Annotated in this window: 18 protein-coding genes and 1 other RNA gene; 10 read left to right on the plus strand and 9 right to left on the minus strand. The window is 50.0% G+C overall.

All coding sequences use genetic code 11. The annotated features are described in order from the left end of the window. Positions 1-18: 18 nt before the first annotated feature. The 3 genes from rimM to ffh all read right to left on the minus strand — a co-directional run bounded on the left by rimM (position 19) and on the right by ffh (position 2,505). Positions 19-567, minus strand: coding sequence for a ribosome maturation factor RimM (gene rimM, locus ACQUTI_RS13510; RefSeq protein WP_004150977.1), 549 nt, complete (start codon positions 565-567; stop codon positions 19-21). An 18-nt stretch (positions 568-585) separates the two neighbouring features. Continuing rightward, on the minus strand, positions 586-834 hold the full coding sequence (gene rpsP / locus ACQUTI_RS13515) for a 30S ribosomal protein S16 (protein ID WP_002914149.1): 249 nt from the start codon (positions 832-834) through the stop codon (positions 586-588). A gap of 306 nt (positions 835-1,140) precedes the next feature. Beyond that, on the minus strand, positions 1,141-2,505 hold the full coding sequence (ffh, locus tag ACQUTI_RS13520; RefSeq protein ID WP_002914152.1) for a signal recognition particle protein: 1,365 nt from the start codon (positions 2,503-2,505) through the stop codon (positions 1,141-1,143). A gap of 163 nt (positions 2,506-2,668) precedes the next feature. Here ffh and ACQUTI_RS13525 point away from each other — a divergent pair, with 163 nt between their 5' ends. Together ACQUTI_RS13525 and ACQUTI_RS13530 are read left to right on the plus strand one after the other, a co-directional pair. Next, positions 2,669-3,460 (plus strand): cytochrome C assembly family protein, encoded by a 792-nt coding sequence (locus ACQUTI_RS13525; RefSeq protein ID WP_002914153.1) that lies wholly within the window; start codon positions 2,669-2,671, stop codon positions 3,458-3,460. Between the two features lie 19 nt (positions 3,461-3,479). Next, a complete protein-coding gene (locus ACQUTI_RS13530) occupies positions 3,480-4,766 on the plus strand; it encodes an HlyC/CorC family transporter (protein WP_023318900.1) in 1,287 nt (428 codons plus the stop codon). Between the two features lie 120 nt (positions 4,767-4,886). On the opposite strand, the gene grpE is transcribed toward ACQUTI_RS13530, so the two are convergent. Continuing rightward, positions 4,887-5,477 (minus strand): nucleotide exchange factor GrpE, encoded by a 591-nt coding sequence (gene grpE / locus ACQUTI_RS13535; RefSeq protein WP_004174800.1) that lies wholly within the window; start codon positions 5,475-5,477, stop codon positions 4,887-4,889. A gap of 124 nt (positions 5,478-5,601) precedes the next feature. On the opposite strand from grpE, the gene nadK reads away from it, so the two are divergent. From nadK to bamE, 3 genes are all read left to right on the plus strand, one after another. Then, the gene (gene nadK / locus ACQUTI_RS13540) at positions 5,602-6,480 is read left to right on the plus strand and encodes an NAD(+) kinase (RefSeq protein WP_002914158.1); all 879 of its coding nucleotides are present in this window, start codon (positions 5,602-5,604) and stop codon (positions 6,478-6,480) included. Between the two features lie 86 nt (positions 6,481-6,566). Next, positions 6,567-8,228, plus strand: coding sequence for a DNA repair protein RecN (gene recN, locus ACQUTI_RS13545; protein ID WP_004206849.1), 1,662 nt, complete (start codon positions 6,567-6,569; stop codon positions 8,226-8,228). A 147-nt stretch (positions 8,229-8,375) separates the two neighbouring features. Beyond that, positions 8,376-8,717, plus strand: a complete 342-nt coding sequence (bamE, locus tag ACQUTI_RS13550) for an outer membrane protein assembly factor BamE (protein ID WP_002914160.1) — start codon at positions 8,376-8,378, stop codon at positions 8,715-8,717. Between the two features lie 66 nt (positions 8,718-8,783). On the opposite strand, the gene ACQUTI_RS13555 is transcribed toward bamE, so the two are convergent. Both ACQUTI_RS13555 and ACQUTI_RS13560 read right to left on the minus strand, forming a co-directional pair. After that, a complete protein-coding gene (locus ACQUTI_RS13555) occupies positions 8,784-9,074 on the minus strand; it encodes an RnfH family protein (RefSeq protein WP_004145682.1) in 291 nt (96 codons plus the stop codon). Next, positions 9,064-9,501 carry a type II toxin-antitoxin system RatA family toxin gene (locus ACQUTI_RS13560; protein WP_064179482.1) on the minus strand — a complete coding sequence of 146 codons (438 nt, stop codon included), beginning with the start codon at positions 9,499-9,501 and terminating at the stop codon, positions 9,064-9,066. The genes ACQUTI_RS13555 and ACQUTI_RS13560 overlap by 11 nt, the downstream gene beginning before the upstream one ends. A 149-nt stretch (positions 9,502-9,650) precedes the next feature. Here ACQUTI_RS13560 and smpB point away from each other — a divergent pair, with 149 nt between their 5' ends. The 4 genes from smpB to ACQUTI_RS13580 all read left to right on the plus strand — a co-directional run bounded on the left by smpB (position 9,651) and on the right by ACQUTI_RS13580 (position 13,674). After that, positions 9,651-10,133 carry an SsrA-binding protein SmpB gene (gene smpB, locus ACQUTI_RS13565; protein WP_002914164.1) on the plus strand — a complete coding sequence of 161 codons (483 nt, stop codon included), beginning with the start codon at positions 9,651-9,653 and terminating at the stop codon, positions 10,131-10,133. A gap of 144 nt (positions 10,134-10,277) precedes the next feature. Further along, positions 10,278-10,640, plus strand: a transfer-messenger RNA (tmRNA) gene (gene ssrA / locus ACQUTI_RS13570). A 203-nt stretch (positions 10,641-10,843) separates the two neighbouring features. Continuing rightward, the gene (locus ACQUTI_RS13575) at positions 10,844-12,085 is read left to right on the plus strand and encodes an integrase (protein ID WP_094487676.1); all 1,242 of its coding nucleotides are present in this window, start codon (positions 10,844-10,846) and stop codon (positions 12,083-12,085) included. 515 nt (positions 12,086-12,600) lie between these two features. Further along, positions 12,601-13,674 (plus strand): hypothetical protein, encoded by a 1,074-nt coding sequence (locus ACQUTI_RS13580; RefSeq protein WP_213388501.1) that lies wholly within the window; start codon positions 12,601-12,603, stop codon positions 13,672-13,674. Between the two features lie 21 nt (positions 13,675-13,695). Here the strand turns inward: ACQUTI_RS13580 and ACQUTI_RS13585 are convergent, their stop codons facing one another. Further along, positions 13,696-14,460, minus strand: coding sequence for a hypothetical protein (locus tag ACQUTI_RS13585; protein WP_428923284.1), 765 nt, complete (start codon positions 14,458-14,460; stop codon positions 13,696-13,698). Positions 14,461-14,576: 116 nt separating this feature from the next. Here ACQUTI_RS13585 and ACQUTI_RS13590 point away from each other — a divergent pair, with 116 nt between their 5' ends. Beyond that, on the plus strand, positions 14,577-14,789 hold the full coding sequence (locus ACQUTI_RS13590) for a helix-turn-helix transcriptional regulator (RefSeq protein ID WP_094487673.1): 213 nt from the start codon (positions 14,577-14,579) through the stop codon (positions 14,787-14,789). An 83-nt stretch (positions 14,790-14,872) separates the two neighbouring features. On the opposite strand, the gene ACQUTI_RS13595 is transcribed toward ACQUTI_RS13590, so the two are convergent. Further along, positions 14,873-18,160 carry a DEAD/DEAH box helicase gene (locus ACQUTI_RS13595; protein WP_213388497.1) on the minus strand — a complete coding sequence of 1,096 codons (3,288 nt, stop codon included), beginning with the start codon at positions 18,158-18,160 and terminating at the stop codon, positions 14,873-14,875. Continuing rightward, entirely contained in the window at positions 18,153-18,956 is an 804-nt protein-coding gene (locus ACQUTI_RS13600) for a hypothetical protein (RefSeq protein ID WP_213388495.1), read from the minus strand. The genes ACQUTI_RS13595 and ACQUTI_RS13600 overlap by 8 nt, the downstream gene beginning before the upstream one ends. Between the last annotated feature and the right edge of the window lie 110 nt (positions 18,957-19,066).

Here is a 19,066-nt window from a genome sequence, read left to right on the forward strand (position 1 = left end):
ACCGTTTATCCGGAGAATTTAAAAACCAGGATCCCAATCTACTTCGATAGTACGCGTAGTGAGATCGACTTTCTTGATAACCTGCCCATCGAGGAACGGAACCAACCGCTCCTTGATACCAAATGCATCTTTCAGGTTTGCCTTGATGACGAGCACGTCATTAGACCCGGTTTCCATCATATCGATGACTTTACCGAGGCTATAGCCTTCCGTCGTCACTACCTGGCAGCCCATCAGGTCTTTCCAGTAGTAGTCACCCTCTTCCAGCTCCGGCAACTGCGATGAATCCACGATAATTTCGCAATTAGTCAGTAGATTCGCGGCATCACGATCGTCAACGCCTTTCAGCTTGATGATGATGTCCTGATTGTGGTGGCGCCAGCTTTCCAGCTCAACAACCTGCCACTGACCCGCCTTCTGGATTAACCAGGGCTGATAGTCAAAAATGCTTTCGGCGTCTTCGGTGGAGGAAAACACTCTGAGCCAACCACGGATACCGTAGGAAGAACCCATTTTCCCCAATACGATCGGATCAACAGGTGCTTGTGCGGTGTGTTGCTTGCTCATCATGACCACCGTGACAGATTAAGCTGCTTTGTTAGCGGCTTTGATCAGCGCGGCAACGCGATCGGAAACAGTAGCGCCCTGGCCAACCCAGTGAGCGATACGATCCAGATCCAGGCGAGTTTCTTCTTCCGCACCGTTAGCGATCGGGTTGAAGAAACCAACGCGCTCGATGAAGCGACCGTTGCGTGCATTACGGCTGTCGGTGACAACAACCTGGTAGAACGGACGCTTTTTAGCGCCGTGACGTGCTAAACGAATAGTTACCATAACATCCTCTTGTGTGAATAAAACAACCGGGCCCCATCGAGGAACGGAGCCCGGTGTCATATTAAAAGCCCGAAAATTTTACTGATTTCTGTGCAAAAATCAATTCAAAACTACATACGCTAAATAATTCGAGTTGCAGGACAAAACGCGAAAGCGTTTTGAACAGCGCTTGCGCTGGCCCCGAAGGGGTGAGGCCGAATGGCCGAATCACGCGGCAAGTGAGTAAATCCCCGGGAGCGTACACAAGTACGTGACCGGGGTGAACGAACGCAGCCAACGCATCTGCGGCTTGAATTATGACGCGTATTAACGGCCCGGGAAACCTGGAGGCATCATCCCTTTCATCCCGCGCATCATCTTCATCATGCCGCCTTTCGACTTCATCTTCTTCATCATGCGCTGCATGTCGTCGAACTGCTTGAGCAGACGGTTCACATCCTGCACCTGCATCCCGCAGCCGGCGGCGATACGGCGCTTACGTGAACCTTTGATGATTTCCGGCTTAGCGCGCTCTTTCAGGGTCATCGAGTTGATGATCGCTTCCATACGCACCAGCACTTTGTCGTCCATCTGCGCTTTGACGTTGTCCGGGATCTGGCCCATACCCGGCAGCTTGCCCATCAGGCTGGCCATGCCGCCCATGTTTTTCATCTGGCGCAGCTGCTCCAGGAAGTCGGTGAGGTCGAAGCCGTCGCCTTTCTTCAGCTTGGAGGCCAGCTTCTCGGCCTGTGCGCGGTCGACTTTACTCTCGATATCTTCGATCAGCGACAGCACGTCGCCCATGCCGAGGATGCGGGAGGCGACGCGGTCCGGATGGAACGGTTCCAGCGCTTCGGTTTTCTCGCCGACGCCGAGGAATTTAATCGGCTTACCGGTAATATGGCGAATCGACAGCGCCGCGCCGCCGCGGGCGTCACCGTCCACTTTGGTCAGCACCACGCCGGTCAGCGGCAGCGCTTCGTTAAAGGCTTTAGCGGTATTCGCCGCATCCTGGCCGGTCATCGCATCGACGACGAACAGGGTTTCAACCGGATTAATGGCGGCGTGGACGTGCTTAATTTCGTCCATCATCGCTTCGTCAACGTGCAGACGACCGGCGGTATCCACCAGCAGCACGTCGTAGAATTTGAGCTTCGCTTCTTTCAGCGCCGCGTTGACGATATCAACCGGCTTCTGCCCGACGTCGGACGGGAAGAAGTCGACGCCGACCTGCTCGGCCAGGGTCTCCAGCTGTTTGATCGCCGCCGGGCGGTAAACGTCCGCGGAGACCACCAGCACTTTCTTCTTGTGCTTCTCGCGCAGGAATTTCCCCAGCTTACCGACGCTGGTGGTTTTACCAGCCCCCTGCAGGCCCGCCATCAGCACCACCGCCGGCGGCTGCGCCGCCAGGTCGAGGGTCTGGTTCTCTTCGCCCATCGCCGCCACCAGCTCGTTGCGGACGATTTTGACGAACTCCTGACCCGGGGTCAGGCTTTTATTGACTTCATGGCCGACCGCGCTCTCTTTGACGCGGCTGATAAAATCACGTACCACCGGAAGCGCAACGTCCGCTTCCAGCAGCGCCATGCGCACTTCGCGCAGGGTGTCTTTAATATTGTCTTCTGTAAGGCGTCCGCGGCCGCTAATGTTGCGCAGCGTACGCGACAAACGATCGGTTAAATTATCAAACATTGTCTCTCGCCTGAGGTGGAAACGGTCGGTCGCCGCAGCGACACACAAAACGAATGTGGCGGAGTATAACACGACATCAATCTGAATGTGCTGCAACGGTTGGAGCAGAGGCCTGCTGACGTTATACTGCTTCTCTTTCTTATTTAGCCAACAGCCGACACCTATGCCTGTTTTTGCTCTACTCGCCCTTGTCGCCTACTCCGTCAGCCTCGCGCTGATTATCCCCGGCTTGCTGCAAAAAAACAGCAGCTGGCGGCGAATGGCGATTTTATCTGCGACTATCGCGTTGATTTGCCATGCTTTTGCGCTGGAAGCACGGATATTCCCCGGCGGCGAGAGCGGGCAAAACCTCAGCTTACTGAACGTCGGGTCGCTGGTGAGCCTGATGATCTGTACGGTGATGACTATCGTGGCCTCGCGCAATCGCGGCTGGCTGCTGCTGCCTATCGTCTATGCCTTCGCGCTGATCAACCTGGCCTTCGCCACCTTCGTGCCTAACGAATATATCACCCACCTGGAAACCACTCCGGGGATGCTGGTGCATATCGGCCTGTCGCTCTTCTCGTACGCCACGCTGATCATTGCCGCGCTGTATGCGCTACAGCTGGCGTGGATCGACTACCAGTTAAAGAACAAAAAGCTGGCCTTCAGCAGCGAAATGCCACCGCTGATGAGCATTGAGCGCAAAATGTTCCACATCACTCAGGTCGGCGTAGTGCTGCTGACTCTGACGCTGTGCAGCGGCCTGTTCTATATGCACAATCTGTTCAGCAGCGAAAACATTGATAAAGCGGTGCTGTCGATTATTGCGTGGTTCGTCTATATCGTCCTGCTGTGGGGCCACTATCATGAAGGGTGGCGCGGACGTCGCGTGGTCTGGTTCAGCGTCGCTGGCGCCGGTCTGCTGACGCTGGCCTATTTTGGTAGCCGCGTGCTGCAACAGTTCGTGAGCTAAGTCTTTTAAGGAATCCTACGTGGAACATATCTCCACCACCACGCTGATCATAACGCTGATCGTCATGGTGATTATCTCTGCCTATTTCTCCGGCTCCGAAACCGGCATGATGACGCTGAACCGCTACCGGCTGCGTCATATGGCGAAACAAGGCAACCGCCCCGCCAAGCGCGTGGAGAAGCTGCTGCGCAAGCCGGACCGCCTGATTAGCCTTGTGCTCATCGGTAATAACCTCGTCAACATTCTCGCCTCGGCGCTGGGCACCATCGTCGGCATGCGCCTGTACGGCGATGCCGGCGTCGCGATCGCCACCGGCGTACTCACCTTTGTGGTGCTGGTATTTGCCGAAGTCCTGCCGAAAACCATCGCCGCCCTCTACCCGGAAAAAGTTGCCTACCCCAGCAGCTTCCTGTTGGCGCCCCTGCAGGTGCTGATGATGCCGCTGGTGTGGCTGCTGAATACCATCACCCGCATACTGATGCGCATGATGGGCATCCGCACCGATACCGTCATCAGCAGCGCCCTGAGCAAAGATGAACTGCGCACGATTGTGAATGAATCCCGTTCACAAATCTCACGACGCAATCAGGATATGCTGCTGTCGGTGCTGGACCTTGAGAAGGTCAGCGTTAACGACATTATGGTGCCGCGCAATGAGATTGTCGGCATCGACATCAATGACGACTGGAAATCTATCGTCCGCCAGCTGACCCACTCCCCACACGGCCGCATTGTGCTCTACCGCGATTCGCTGGACGATGCCATCAGCATGCTGCGCGTCCGCGAAGCCTACCGGCTGATGACGGAGAAGAAAGAGTTCACAAAAGAGATCATGCTGCGGGCGGCAGATGAGATCTACTTTGTTCCTGAAGGGACGCCGCTCAGCACCCAGCTGGTGAAATTCCAGCGTAATAAAAAGAAAGTCGGTCTGGTTGTCGATGAATACGGCGATATTCAGGGGCTGGTCACCGTAGAAGATATTCTTGAAGAGATTGTCGGCGACTTCACCACCTCCATGTCACCCACCCTGGCGGAGGAAGTGACCCCGCTCAACGACGGCACCGTGATAATCGACGGCAGCGCCAACGTTCGCGAAATCAACAAAGCGTTCAACTGGCACCTGCCGGAAGATGAAGCGCGCACCATCAACGGTATCATCCTTGAAGCGCTGGAAGAGATCCCGGTCCCGGGCACCCGCGTGCGCATTGAGCAGTATGATATTGATATCCTCGACGTGCAGGACAACATGATCAAACAGGTGAAAGTGATGCCGGTGAAATCATTACGCGAGAGCGTTGCGGAGTAGCGCGAGCGAAGGAATTAACCTCACGGTGGGCTGCGGCCCGCCGTTTTTTTATCTCGCGCCGGGGAGCGATGACATAAAAAACGGCCGCCCGCGGGCAGCCGTTGAGCAAGGCAGCAAACGTTATTTCGCTTTTGCTACCGTCACCATCGCGGCGCGAATGGTGCGGCCGTTCAGGGTGTAACCTTTCTGCATTACGGCCAGCACGTTGCCCGCCGCCACGTCTTCAGACTCGACCATCGCAATGGCCTGGTGGACGTTCGGATCCAGCGGAACGTTGGTGTCGGCGATCACTTCCACGCCGAACTTACGCACTACGTCCAGCATAGATTTCAGGGTCAGTTCGATCCCTTCCACCATCGGCGCCAGCTCCGGGTTAGCCTTGTCGGCCACTTCCAGCGCGCGGTCCAGGCTGTCGATCACCGGCAGCAGTTCATTGACGAATTTTTCCAGCGCGAATTTGTGCGCTTTCTCGATATCCTGCTCGGTACGACGACGCAGGTTATCTTCGTCGGCTTTGGCACGCAACATCACTTCACGTTCACGTTTCTGCGCTTCAGCAAGCTGGGCTTCCAGATTCGCAATTTTTTCATCGCGCGGATCCACCTGCTCAGCCGAAACTTCAGGCTCTACCGCCTCAACGTCGTCGTGCTGCTCCGTGATAATTTCTTCCGGGGCTTGCCCCTCAGGCGTTTTCTGTTCTTTACTACTCATGAATTTCTCCGCGTTTTTTTCGCATTCATCTCGCTAACTTCGCTTATTATGGGGATCAGTTTCCGGGTTTCAAGGGAAGCGGACAGATTGTCACTATTTCATTTAACGCAAGGACATCCAGATCATGAAGAACCATTTCAAGTGTATCGGCATTGTGGGACATCCTCGTCACCCCACCGCCCTGACCACACATGAAATGCTCTGGCGCTGGCTGTGCAGCAAAGGGTATGAAGTGCTGGTTGAACAGCAGATCGCCCATGAACTCCAGCTCAGCAACGTGAAAACCGGCACGCTGGCGGAGATTGGCCAACAGGCCGACCTCGCGGTGGTCGTGGGCGGAGACGGCAATATGCTCGGCGCGGCGCGGACTCTGGCCCGTTATGACATTAACGTCATCGGCATTAACCGCGGCAACCTCGGCTTTCTCACCGACCTGGACCCGGACAACGCCCTGCAGCAGCTCGCCGACGTGCTGGAAGGCCACTACATCGCCGAGAAACGCTTTCTGCTGGAGGCCCAGGTGTGCCAGCAGGATTGCCAGAAACGCATCAGCACCGCCATCAACGAAGTGGTGCTGCACCCCGGCAAAGTGGCGCATATGATTGAGTTCGAAGTCTATATCGATGAAGTCTTCGCCTTCTCCCAGCGCTCCGATGGCCTGATAATCTCCACCCCGACCGGCTCCACAGCCTATTCGCTGTCGGCCGGCGGCCCGATCCTCACCCCGTCGCTGGACGCCATCACCCTGGTGCCGATGTTCCCGCACACCCTCTCGGCGCGACCGCTGGTGATCAACGGCGACAGCACCATCCGCCTGCGCTTCTCTCACCGCTGCAGCGATCTGGAGATCAGCTGCGATAGTCAGATTGCCCTGCCGATCCAGGATGGCGAAGATGTCCTCATCCGCCGCTGCGATTACCACCTCAATCTGATTCATCCCAAAGACTACAGCTATTTCAATACATTAAGCACCAAGCTCGGCTGGTCGAAAAAATTGTTCTGATTTACATCGCTGCCTCTTTACTGGATAAAAAACCAGTCTATACTGTACGAAAACACAGTATTGGTTTTTCATACAGGAAGGCAGCTATGTTGGCGCAACTCACCATCAGTAATTTTGCTATCGTTCGTGAACTGGAAATTGATTTCCACAGCGGTATGACCGCCATCACCGGGGAAACCGGCGCCGGGAAATCCATTGCCATCGACGCGCTGGGGCTGTGCCTCGGCGGCAGAGCGGAAGCCGACATGGTGCGTCGCGGCGCTACCCGTGCCGACCTGTGCGCGCGCTTCGCGCTGAAAGATACCCCGGCCGCCCAGCGCTGGCTGGAAGAGAACCAGCTGGAGAGCGGGCGTGAGTGTTTACTTCGCCGGGTGATCAGCGCCGACGGCCGCTCGCGCGGCTTCATCAACGGCACCGCCGTCCCGCTCTCGCAGCTGCGCGAGCTGGGCCAGCTGCTGATCCAGATCCATGGCCAGCATGCGCACCAGCTGTTGACCAAACCCGAACACCAGAAAACGCTGCTCGACGGCTATACCGGTGAGTATGCGCTCACTCAGCGTATGGCCGAGCACTATCGCCAGTGGCACCAGAGCTGCCGCGAGCTGGCCCAGCATCAGCAGCAGAGCCAGGAGCGCGCCGCCCGCGCCGATCTGCTGCAGTACCAGCTTAAAGAGCTGAACGAATTTAACCCGCTGGCGGGAGAGTTTGAGCAGATTGACGAAGAGTACAAGCGCCTGGCCAACAGCGGGCAGCTGCTCAGCACCTGCCAGCATGCCCTGACGGTACTGGCGGACGGCGAAGAGGCCAATCTGCAGAGCCAGCTTTATACCGCGAAGCAGCTGGTCAGCGAGCTGGTGGGTATGGACAGCAAGCTTTCCGGCGTGCTGGATATGCTGGAAGAGGCGGCCATTCAGCTCAGCGAGGCCAGCGACGAGCTGCGCCACTACCATGACCGTCTGGACCTCGATCCTAACCGTCTGTTCGAACTTGAGCAGCGGATTTCCCGGCAAATCGCGCTGGCGCGTAAACACCAGGTGATGCCGGAAGAGCTGCCGGCAGTTTATCAGGCGATGCTCGAAGAGCAGCGCCTGCTGGACGACAGCGCCGGCTCGCTGGAATCCCTCAGCCAGCAGGTGGTCGAACATCATCAGCTGGCGCTGGAGACCGCGCGCCAGCTGCATGCCCTGCGCCAGGCCAGCGCCGACGAGCTGACCCAGCTTATCACCGAAAGTATGCACTCACTTTCGATGCCGCACGGGGTCTTCGCGATTGAGGTCGCGTTCGATGAACGCCATCTCACCGCCGACGGCGCCGACCATATTGAGTTCCGCGTCACCACTAACCCCGGTCAGCCGCTGCAGCCAATCGCCAAAGTGGCCTCCGGCGGCGAACTGTCGCGCATTGCGCTGGCGATTCAGGTGATCACCGCGCGTAAAATGGAAACCCCAGCGCTGATTTTCGACGAAGTGGACGTCGGTATCAGCGGCCCGACCGCCGCCGTGGTCGGCAAGCTGCTGCGCCAGCTGGGCGAGTCCACGCAGGTGATGTGCGTGACCCACCTGCCGCAGGTCGCAGGCTGCGGCCACCATCATTTCTTTGTCTGCAAAGAGACCGATGGCGAGATGACCGAAACCCATATGCAGCCGCTGGATAAACGGGCTCGCTTGCAGGAGCTGGCCCGTCTGCTGGGCGGCAGCGAAGTCACGCGCAACACCCTGGCGAACGCGAAAGAGTTGCTTGCGGCGTAAACTTTTTGATTTTCACAGGGTCATAGTGAACAGCAAATTGCCTGCTGACCTGCAGCCGGAGGTTTCCAACGGCGCGAAGGTCTATTATTATCGGCATATTACAGATGAGCCACGTACTGCTCGGGCCCAAAAAGGAATCAAATCACTATGCGCTGTAAAACGCTGACTGCTGCCGCAGCGGTTCTTCTTATGTTGACCGCAGGCTGTTCCACTCTGGAACGAGTGGTTTACCGTCCTGACATCAACCAGGGTAACTATCTGGCACCAAACGATGTAGCAAAAATTCGTGTCGGTATGACGCAACAGCAGGTAGCTTATGCTCTGGGGACGCCAATGATGACGGATCCGTTCGGCACCAATACCTGGTTCTATGTCTTCCGTCAGGAGCCGGGCCACCAGAAAGTGACTCAGCAGACCCTGACCCTGACCTTCAACAGCGGCGGTGTGTTGACTAACATTGATAACAAGCCTGCGCTGACCAGTCAGTAAGGCCCGGAAAAGCAAAAAGCGCTCGGTGAGCGCTTTTTTTATGGCTGATAGCCGGTCTGCTGCAGGTTACTTTGCGGCGCTTTTCTCTGCCCGCTGGCGACGCAGCTCTTTCGGGTCTGCGATCAGCGGTCGATAGATTTCGACCCGGTCGCCGTCGTGAACTTCGTCATGCAGCTTTACCGGACGACTGTAGATACCCAGCTTGTTTTTCGCCAGATCAATGTCATCACGCAGCGCCAGCAGACCGCTGGCGATAATCGCCTGCTCGACCGTCGCCCCCTCGTCCAGGGTGACCCGCTGCAGATACTGCTTTTCAGGCAGCGCGTAGGCGACTTCAACACGAATATTAGCCGGCACTGTAAACCTCTTTGGCGCGCGAAGTGAACGCCTGCACCATGTTGGCGGCCAGTTCCTTGAAGACCCGGCCAAAGGCCATCTCAATCAGCTTATTGGTAAACTCAAAATCGAGATGGAACTCGATTTTGCACGCCTCCGGGCTCAGCGGAATAAACTTCCAGCCGCCAATCAACTTCTTGAACGGGCCATCCACCAGGCTCATCAAAATGCTCTGGTTGCTGGTCAGTGTATTGCGGGTTGTGAAGGTCTTACTGATGCCGGCTTTGGACACATCAACCGCCGCCGTCATTTGCGTCGGCCCGAATTCCAGCACGCGGCTACCGGTGCAGCCTGGCAGAAAATCAGGATAGGACTTCACATCGTTTACCAGTTGATACATCTGTTCCGCGCTGAAAGGCACCAGCGCAGTACGGCTAATCTGAGGCATAGCAGGTTCCACATTTAAACACAGTGCAAATAATATCATTTATCTGCTGCTAAAAAAAACGCTGTGCCGCAACTCGTGCTAAGATGCGCAGTACACCTCGCAGGATGCGATCGAGGTAACTGTGTATAAGACGATGACTTCAGGACATTATGACTAAGAAAAAAGCCCACAAACCTGGATCAGCCACCATTGCGCTGAATAAACGCGCCCGTCACGAATACTTTATCGAAGATGAATACGAGGCTGGTCTCGCCCTGCAGGGCTGGGAAGTCAAATCCCTGCGTGCAGGCAAAGCCAACATCGGCGATAGCTATGTCATCCTGAAGGATGGCGAAGCCTTCCTGTTCGGCGCCAACTTTACGCCTATGGCCGTGGCTTCCACCCACTATGTCTGCGACCCGACGCGCACCCGTAAGCTGCTGCTCAACCAGCGTGAGCTGGACACGCTGTACGGCCGCATTAACCGCGAAGGTTACACCGTCGTCGCCCTGTCGCTGTACTGGAAGAACGCCTGGTGCAAAGTGAAAATCGGCGTCGCCAAAGGTAAGAAACAGCACGACAAGCGTACCGACCTGAAAGATCGTGAATGGGCGCTGGATAAGGCGCGTATTATGAAGCACGCCGGACGTTAATTTCCCCTCCCCGAGGGCCAGCTCTCGCTGGCCCTTACGCTATATCCTTGTTGATGCTGATTTTTCGTCCACCCTGCTGAAATAATCCTGCGTGATGGGGCTGGTAACGACATTCACAAATCTGTTATACTTGACCTACACATTGGGGCTGATTCTGGATTCGACGGGATTTGCGAAACCCAAGGTGCATGCCGAGGGGCGGTTGGCCTCGTAAAAAGCCGCAAAAAATAGTCGCAAACGACGAAAACTACGCTTTAGCAGCTTAATAACCTGCTCTGAGCCCTCTCTCCCTAGCTTCCGCTCTTAAGACGGGGATCAAAGAGAGGTCAAACCCAAAAGAGATCGCGTGGATGCCCTGCCTGGGGTTGAAGCGTTAAATCTAATCAGGCTAGTTTGTTAGTGGCGTGTCTGTCCGCAGCTGGCAAGCGAATGTAAAGACTGACTAAGCATGTAGTGCCGAGGATGTAGGAATTTCGGACGCGGGTTCAACTCCCGCCAGCTCCACCAAAATTCTCCATCGGTGATTACCAGAGTCATCCGATGAAGTCCTAAGAGCCCGCACGGCGCAAGCCCTGCGGGCTTTTTTGTGCCCTCAATTTGTCCCGCGAAGTCCGAAGAGAACTAATTAAATCCGAACCTTTTAGGCCCATTGATAGGCCCAACGAAAAGCTCTATTGTTTTTGTTGGGCCTAAACGCATGGAGATTCCCCATGGCAAGAAAAACCAAGCCGTTAACCGATACGGAAATCAAAGCCGCCAAACCTAAAGATGCCGATTACCAGCTGTATGATGGTGACGGGCTTACTCTATTAATCAAGTCCAGTGGTAGTAAGCTCTGGCAGTTCCGTTACTATCGACCGCTGACAAAACAGCGAACCAAACAGAGCTTCGGTGCCTACCCTGCTGTCTCCCTTTCTGATGCGCGTAAACTCAGAGCTGAATCTCGAGTCTTGTTGGCGAAAGATATTGATCCTCAGGAACATCAGAAAGAACAGGTAAGAAATTCTCAAGAGGCTAAAACCAACACTTTCCTGTTAGTTGCCGAGCGTTGGTGGAATGTGAAGAAAGCCAGCGTAACAGAGGACTATGCCGACGATATCTGGCGCTCGCTTGAGAGAGATGTTTTCCCAGCAATCGGCGATATCAGTGTCACTGAGATTAAGGCTCATACTCTGGTTAAAGCTGTTCAGCCGGTTCAGGCCAGAGGTGCATTAGAGACTGTTCGCCGCCTTTGTCAGCGTATTAACGAAGTCATGATTTATGCGCAGAACACAGGCTTGATTGATGCAGTTCCCAGTGTAAATATCGGAAAAGCATTTGAGAAACCGCAAAAGAAAAACATGCCAAGCATCTGCCCGGATCAACTTCCGCAGCTAATGCAGACTATGCGTACGGCAAGTATCAGCTTGTCCACAAGATGCCTTTTCATGTGGCAACTTCTCACCATCACCCGCCCTGCCGAGGCCGCTGAGGCTCGATGGGGTGAGATCGATTTCAATGCTAGCGAATGGAAAATTCCTGCAGCTCGAATGAAGATGAACCGGGACCATACGGTTCCACTATCCGATGAGGCTCTTTCTATTCTGGAAATGATGAAGTCACTCAGTGGTGGACGAGAGTTTATCTTTCCCAGTCGCATCAAACCAACCCAGCCAATGAACAGCCAGACAGTGAATGCAGCACTCAAGCGTGCTGGCTTAGGAGGCGTACTCGTATCACACGGTCTACGTTCTATCGCTAGTACGGCACTCAATGAGGAAGGATTTCCGCCTGATGTCATTGAAGCAGCACTGGCTCATGTAGACAAAAATGAGGTACGTCGCGCTTATAACCGCAGTGATTACCTTGAGCAACGTCGCCCTATGATGCAATGGTGGGCTGATTTCGTGATGGCAGCGGATCGCGGAAGCGTGATTGCAGATGGGATAAAAGGGATGCGGTTAGTGGGATGATAAGAATGGGTTAAGTCCAGCTCAGATTTTCCCTATAGATAGGTTAATACTTTATTTTTGAATCAAATACTTACTGGATCTGACCGTCCTTAACTGGACTAACCCTACCTCAGTAGGCATATTCTGTCCTCACGACGAAACCGGTTCTTAAGCCTCCGGACTGACGCCTCCGAGGTTGCTTTGAACCGCTCCAAGTTTCCGGGAGAATGTTGAACCTGTAAACTCAGCCACGGGACCGCTCAACCTACTATCGAACATCTGGTATGAACTTTGCCTCCATAGACGATGGAACCTCCGCCGGCCCACGAAGACTGCTCCTATGTGCTTGTTCCGATGACACAGATACTAAGTCTATGGGGGCGATTCCAGCTCATGGCATATCGGTCCGCCCCCTAGTGTATCACTCACGTATTTTTCTTGATTAAATATAACTGCTATGATCGGCACAACTATTCTGATGGTATAGAATAAATTGCAATTCGTAATATTAAAACATTAATGGACGAGGAAATAACATGCAAGGTTTAAATTACCTTTCAGAAATTGAAAAATTAAAGCTTTTCAAAAACATTCGAATTGGAATGAGTTCAGAAGAAGAATTTGAGGCTTTCCTTACCTCTGTAGGGAATGATGAAAATAAAAATGAAATAAAAAGGCGAATTAACGGTTTGTTTTTAGAGGATGAATTCGCTTTGCTGTGCTTTTTCATGGAAGTATGTACAAGTCTAACCTCTTTAGGTCAATCACCAGTAAATAACACTGGCATTAAGGTGCCAGATTATCTGGCTAGTTTTAATATGCCAAAAGGGAAGGAATTAAAATGTTTTATTGAGGTGAAGACGAGCAATGCTCTAGAAACTAAAAAAATATCAGGGTCTTTCTTGAATAAGTACAGTGAGTTTTGTCATAGATTCCGACACCCTTTATTTATAGCATCACGCATACATCAAAACAATCTTCTTTTCTGGATATTGCAAAGCGAGAGCGAGTTTATAAACTCTGGTCGAAAAGTAGATGTGAGTAATATAACAAATAATAGTGGATGTATTCTTTTGGATGATTGGTTTATTTCCTCAATTAATGCTTTAACAGTGACAATTCATTTTAGCGAACACCCTTTAGTATCCCAGGCCAGATATGAGGATAAGGGGTATTTACATCAAATTACCGTATCACAGAAGCATGAAGGAAATATTTTCGAGTTTAATCTTAACGAGAAGGAATTCGTTTTAAATGCATTCCTAGATGAGTTTCAGTCTAATGATACTTATCATAAAGAAAAAAATATATTAGTAAGAGAAATACCTGAACACTCTGCTAATCTAATAAGCAGTTTATTACTAAAAATGAACATGCGAGTAATTGATTCAGAAAGTCCAGATGACAGATTGAATGCCAGTAGAATGTTGGCGAAAATAGAATCAGGTTATAGTACTTACATAAACAAAAGTTATCTTAAAAAAATAATAGATAGTTTGAATAAAAAATCAATCGTAAGTGGTGCTGGTATTATTTTTGCCCCAATGGGGCTTGGGAGTAGCCATGATAGAAAAAAGAAATTGGGTGAATTACTCAAAATTTCTAGATGATCTAATTATGTACTTATGTACTTAGATGTCTGATGTCCAAGGTTTCTGTTCTGCGCCTTTATTGGCGCTTTTTTTCTTTAGCGTTGCGTTAAAGGCAGCCTTAACTACGGCGTCATTTCTAGACCAATCTTCAATCAGCCGGGGAATTCTTGAAAATAATACAGCTAAGTCTTCCTGTTTTTCTTCAGGGGAACCAGGATAGCCATGCTCTTGAATAAATATGCTTACATCCTCATCAATCAACTCTGTAGCCTCTCTCCTGTTTCTCCAGCCATCCGCAGGCTTGTTGCAATACAACAAACGGATAATTTCAGCTTTTAGAGGAGCGTAAAGCGATGCTTTTGCTTTACCCCCATTAGTGGCCTGTTCTTTTTTTTTCGCCTCAGTGTTTTGCCATATTTCATGGTGAACAATTCCATGGCACATGTCGAGAAGTTCTGTCGATTTGAGCAACAACGTGACACCATCACGCCAATCTGAAGCCACGAGATGTATCCCTAGGCACCAGTATACTGCAGCCAAAAAGATCCACTCATCTATTGATTCCTGGATAGTGTCAGCCTCTTCATACAAAATATGGTACGACTGATTTTCCAATTCACGACGCTTCGCTGTATCCAGCATAATATCATTGACTATTTTGTTAATATGAGTATCGCCATCATTTAAACAGGTTATACAGCTTTTCCATCCAACCGCACGTAGAGCGAGCACCAGTCTACTTTTCTTTAAGTTGAATGATTCCTTTATCGTATCGACAAAAAAACAGAGATTAAAATCATCCATAAATCAATAACCTAACTCGTGTAAAAAATGAGGTAACGCAGCCGTATACCTTATACCCGCGTCAATGAATAACCTTCCTCTCATCCAAAGCAAACCAGATTAGAGGAAACAACACTATGTCATCATCTACCGTAAAAATCCTTCGTATCAATGCACTTACCCAAAAACTGGGCATCGCCCGCTCGACGATTTACGACTGGATCAATCCTAAATCGATACGCTATGACAGGACATTTCCAAAGCAGCGCCGCCTTGGGAACCAGTCTGTCGGTTGGCTAGAATCCGAAGTAGATCAGTGGATCTTACAACGCGAAATTTCCTCCCAATAAAATTACTTAGCTAAGTAAACCGGAGAATGTAATCTCCGGTTAAGTCACTCAGCAATCATTAGCATCAAACATTCCAGTGAAGATTAAAATTCATCCAGTAATGCTGATATATGTGCTTCACGTACCCTATCACGCACATCCTCAAAACTTTCAGACGCTAATCCTGACTGCAGATATGGTAAAATCTTTGTAAATTCAGCGCGAGCGGCAGGACGCGAAGAACCATTGAGATAGATTGCATTTGCAAGAAGTTCTGGGCTAGAGCACCCTTTCCTTACCGCCCCACTTAAAGTCAGTATACTGACAGGAACAATGGGTTCATTACCATTAGCGATAGCTTGGGCGGTATATATACGGGCTGGAAGACCCGCGACAAAAGCAAGATCTGCAGTTAAACGAACCGCAAAATGTCGCGCTATTTCACATGTCTTGATATCCTTCTCTGCTGTTCCAATCGCGCGTTCAAGATCGCTGAGAGGTTTACCATCCATCCACGCGACTAAAAGTTTTTTCAACAAAGGGATAGCTAATTTTGTTTTATTTTCATCGCTTAAAGAACGATAATTTGTACCAAATAGACCGGCAATATCGTTGGGTCTAATTAGCTGGAACAACCAACCAGGATGCTTTTCAAGCCATTCAAAAAGATCTTGGATACAATCGCGGGTGCTCCCAAGAAATGCCCCACTACTTACCAACTGAGTCATACTCTCAATAACTACATAAGGCAGTCCGCAAGACGCCGCAACTCTTTCTAACCAAGTTAACTCTTGCTTCGGAGAAAGTCTAGAGCGCTCAAGTATAGCTGAAGATATCCGAGTCTCGATCCAATCATTATTGCCCTCCTGACGCATGCGGTAAGCAGCGAATGATCTATTGATCATATATTTCGCTAATTCATCAGGAGCATCGCCATCACCCTTTGGTAATCTGGCGAGGAAATATGCCTCATTATCATCAAGAGCTCCTGAGTGGATACGGTCAAGTAGACCTGTGAGCGGATCGTCTATCCTGAGGCACTGGTCTGACTGAGAAAATATTCCTTGTAAAGTCATCCAATGACTATTTATGTTACTTTTATCTTCATCAATATTGATTATTTTACTGGGAATGACTAAAACAAACCCTTGCCCTCCTTCCCCTGCTCGTCCAGCTCTGCCTGCAGCATTAAGCAATTCATGAGCATCTAACTGCTTCATTTTGTCTCCCTCAACATCCCAGCGGCTATCTCCCGCAATCAAGACGATATCACTAGGAAGATTCATTCCTTGAGCAAGAGTTGAAGTCGCAAACATAGCACTTAGACCATCAGACCGTTTAAAAAGCGATTCATGCAAGAGACGTTCTTGTTTTATCAATTGAGCATGATGACTTATAGCACCACCTACAACTCTATAATTATCGTCAATTTTAAGATAACAATGTTGAGATCCACCAAGTTCCTCCTCAACTATTTTTCGTAATACTTTCTCGTCTTCCGTAAGAGTAACTCCGTGTTTCGGTAATAGTTCACGAAAGTATTTAACAGTAGATTCCGCAGCAATAGTACTTTGAACAAATATAAGTGTCTTAAGCTTATCTTGTGCAGCAGCAGCAGCAATCTCCCCTGCAACTTTATTTCCGTTTGGGGTTAAGTACCAGTTACCTTTATATTTATTTATACCTGTAGAAAATGACACCGATTTATTTAATAATGTCATCAACGCATAATCTTTACGCTTACGCGTCGCCCAAGTCTGTCTAAGACAGAAGAAAGCAGACGGTTGAGCATTAAGCTGTGATTTAACTTTTGCTGGTACACCTTTAGTTGTTGCTTTGGCTTGGGCTTTTCGAAGTATTTCTTCTAACTTTGAAATTCGATCTGAACTGTAAGCTACGCAACCACGGGCTTGTCGGGTAGGTTTCCATGCTAAATCTAACTCAAGACAAGGACGGCCAGTAAGTTCGGAAATCCAACCAGCAATTTCGGCAGCGTTTTGCATCATTGCTGAAATCATCAAAAAATCTGCTTCAGGTGCCAGTTGAGTAAGATTTAAAATACATAACATTGCATCAATGCTGCGACGACTTCGATCAGCATCTCTTGGATGCAAAAGATGACATTCATCGAACACTATCAAACCGATATCGTTAAATGCTTCTGGCTGCAGAGATTGCAGCATTAAGCATCTTTCGGGAGTTGTCACGATTATTTCTGGCAATTCAACAATATCTGTAAACACAATATCTTCGTCAAGATCGCCATAAACACTAAAGTCTTTGAAAGCATTTTTAAGTGTAAAAGCAGTCTGATCTACTAGAGCCAACGTAGGAGCAAGAACAATAGCCTTACTGCCGCTCAGTAATGAAACAGCTATTTTCAGCTCCGCAAGTGTTGATTTCCCCCCGCCAGTCGGAAAACTTATTGCAGCAGAAACGCCTTTGGTAAGATAACCTCTTTCAAGCGCAGTGCGGTGATTACGCCAAAGGTAGGGACGTTTATTAGCCGCCTGACGCACAATACGCCACCATTGTTTTACATTTATACCGGCAGGTGCCTCAATTCGGCATAATGAGGTATCGGCAAGGTTAATAGAAACCGCTAGTAGTAATTTTGCTAAATGAAGTGGACCGGGAAAGATATTAACAGCAACAGGCCCTTCATCATCAAAAACCCCATCGATACGAGAAATACATAACGATATAACCTCTTTAAATATCATCTGAGAGCGAGGAATCTCAGCGACTTCATTTGGCTCTGATAATAATTCTTGAGCAAGCTCTACCAAACCAGCATGAAGATGCCTTAGTAATGCGTCAACAGCAACTTCGGGGCCAGTAGTTTCATTACCCAAATCCTTTTCCCGTGATTCTATATCCAGAATTTCACCAAGCCGTCCTGTTGCAAGAGCTCCAATATCTTTTATCAAAATTGATTCGGAAGAATTTGAATCATCCCGTTGATTCAAATGCTTTGCCATTTCTGCTGCATCACTTTGAAAGTCAGCAATCAAAAAGAGTAAGGTGCTACAAATTTCCGGCGCGACACGAACTATATCGATAAAGGCTTCACGCTCTCCTCCTTTAATAACCTCAGCCATCATGCAAAGTTGATGTGCAGTTCCTGCAACAAATGCAGCAGCAGCTCGATCAACTCTCTCAGGCGAAGATGTGACTAATAGCTCCTGTGTAGCCGCTAAACGTCGCATCTCTTCTAGCAATTCTTCCAATTTTTCGTTTTTCTCTTTTGTATCGATGGCACCATGGTACCTGACACGTGCAGCAACGATTTCTGCATAAGCATTAGTGAAACGCTGAGGTAGTTCCTCTAATTCGAGAGAGTCAAGCTGAGGAGCTGAGCTAATTAGATCTATAGTTACAGGGTCAAACATTGTCTATCCAAGCCTCAATATATTTTATTGCCTTTGACGAAAACTGCTCCATCCAGTTACGTAGATCTTTTATGCACATAGTTTCGCCTTGTCGACGTTCATGCTTACCAGGAGCAACTTCATCAAAGCCCTTAAATAGAGCTTTACGGCTACTATCATCGTCATCTTTAGTATCTATCGTTACCGCAACACGATAATGTCTAGCCTCTTCCCAAATAATCTTTTCGACCGCAGCATCAATATCCATCTCTGGGAATTTAATCTGATGAGCTTCTAACAGTGCGCCTGTCTCTTGTATTAATTCAGGCATTCGTTCACCGCACTCTAATGAGCGTATTCCCTTCCAAACATCACCAGTAATTGTTGATCGGGGATTTATAGTGGCCTTATCTTCGAATATAACAACAGCAATAACATTTTCATTGGTTTGGTCTAGTTGAAGTTGCATACCATCAAACCCTTTATGCGCCAAGATAGCATGTGGCGCACGAACAATATTTCCTTTATTTGCTCTATGGGCTGCAATCCATGAAATCGCTTGGAAAATCCAACCGTCTCGATGATAAGGATCCTTTCCAGCGGGCACGGTGAGAAGTTTGATTGCTTCCTTAGCAGTATCAGGGCGGGTGGATGGTGGTTTTTTATCAATTCCAGCAAGGATTATGGATATATGCCGTGCTTGGCCCAGAGCGAGAGAAGCAACCTTACTAGCGAGATCATTTTCATCAGCAATGATCCATCTTGAACCATGGCAAAGAGAGTCGTGTACTATTTCAGTCAGCGTTAGAGGCATCATTACCTCCCCATCTTTTTATAAGGTTGGTGTAAGGTCATTATCGCAGCAAAATTCAATTCTGCTCTTGTCCCTAAAGACAATGTTTTATCTTTTTTCATTTTGTTTTAAAA

It is taken from the genome of Klebsiella sp. 7-CIP_Kleb., from assembly GCF_050378655.1.
Lineage (GTDB): Bacteria > Pseudomonadota > Gammaproteobacteria > Enterobacterales > Enterobacteriaceae > Klebsiella > Klebsiella quasipneumoniae.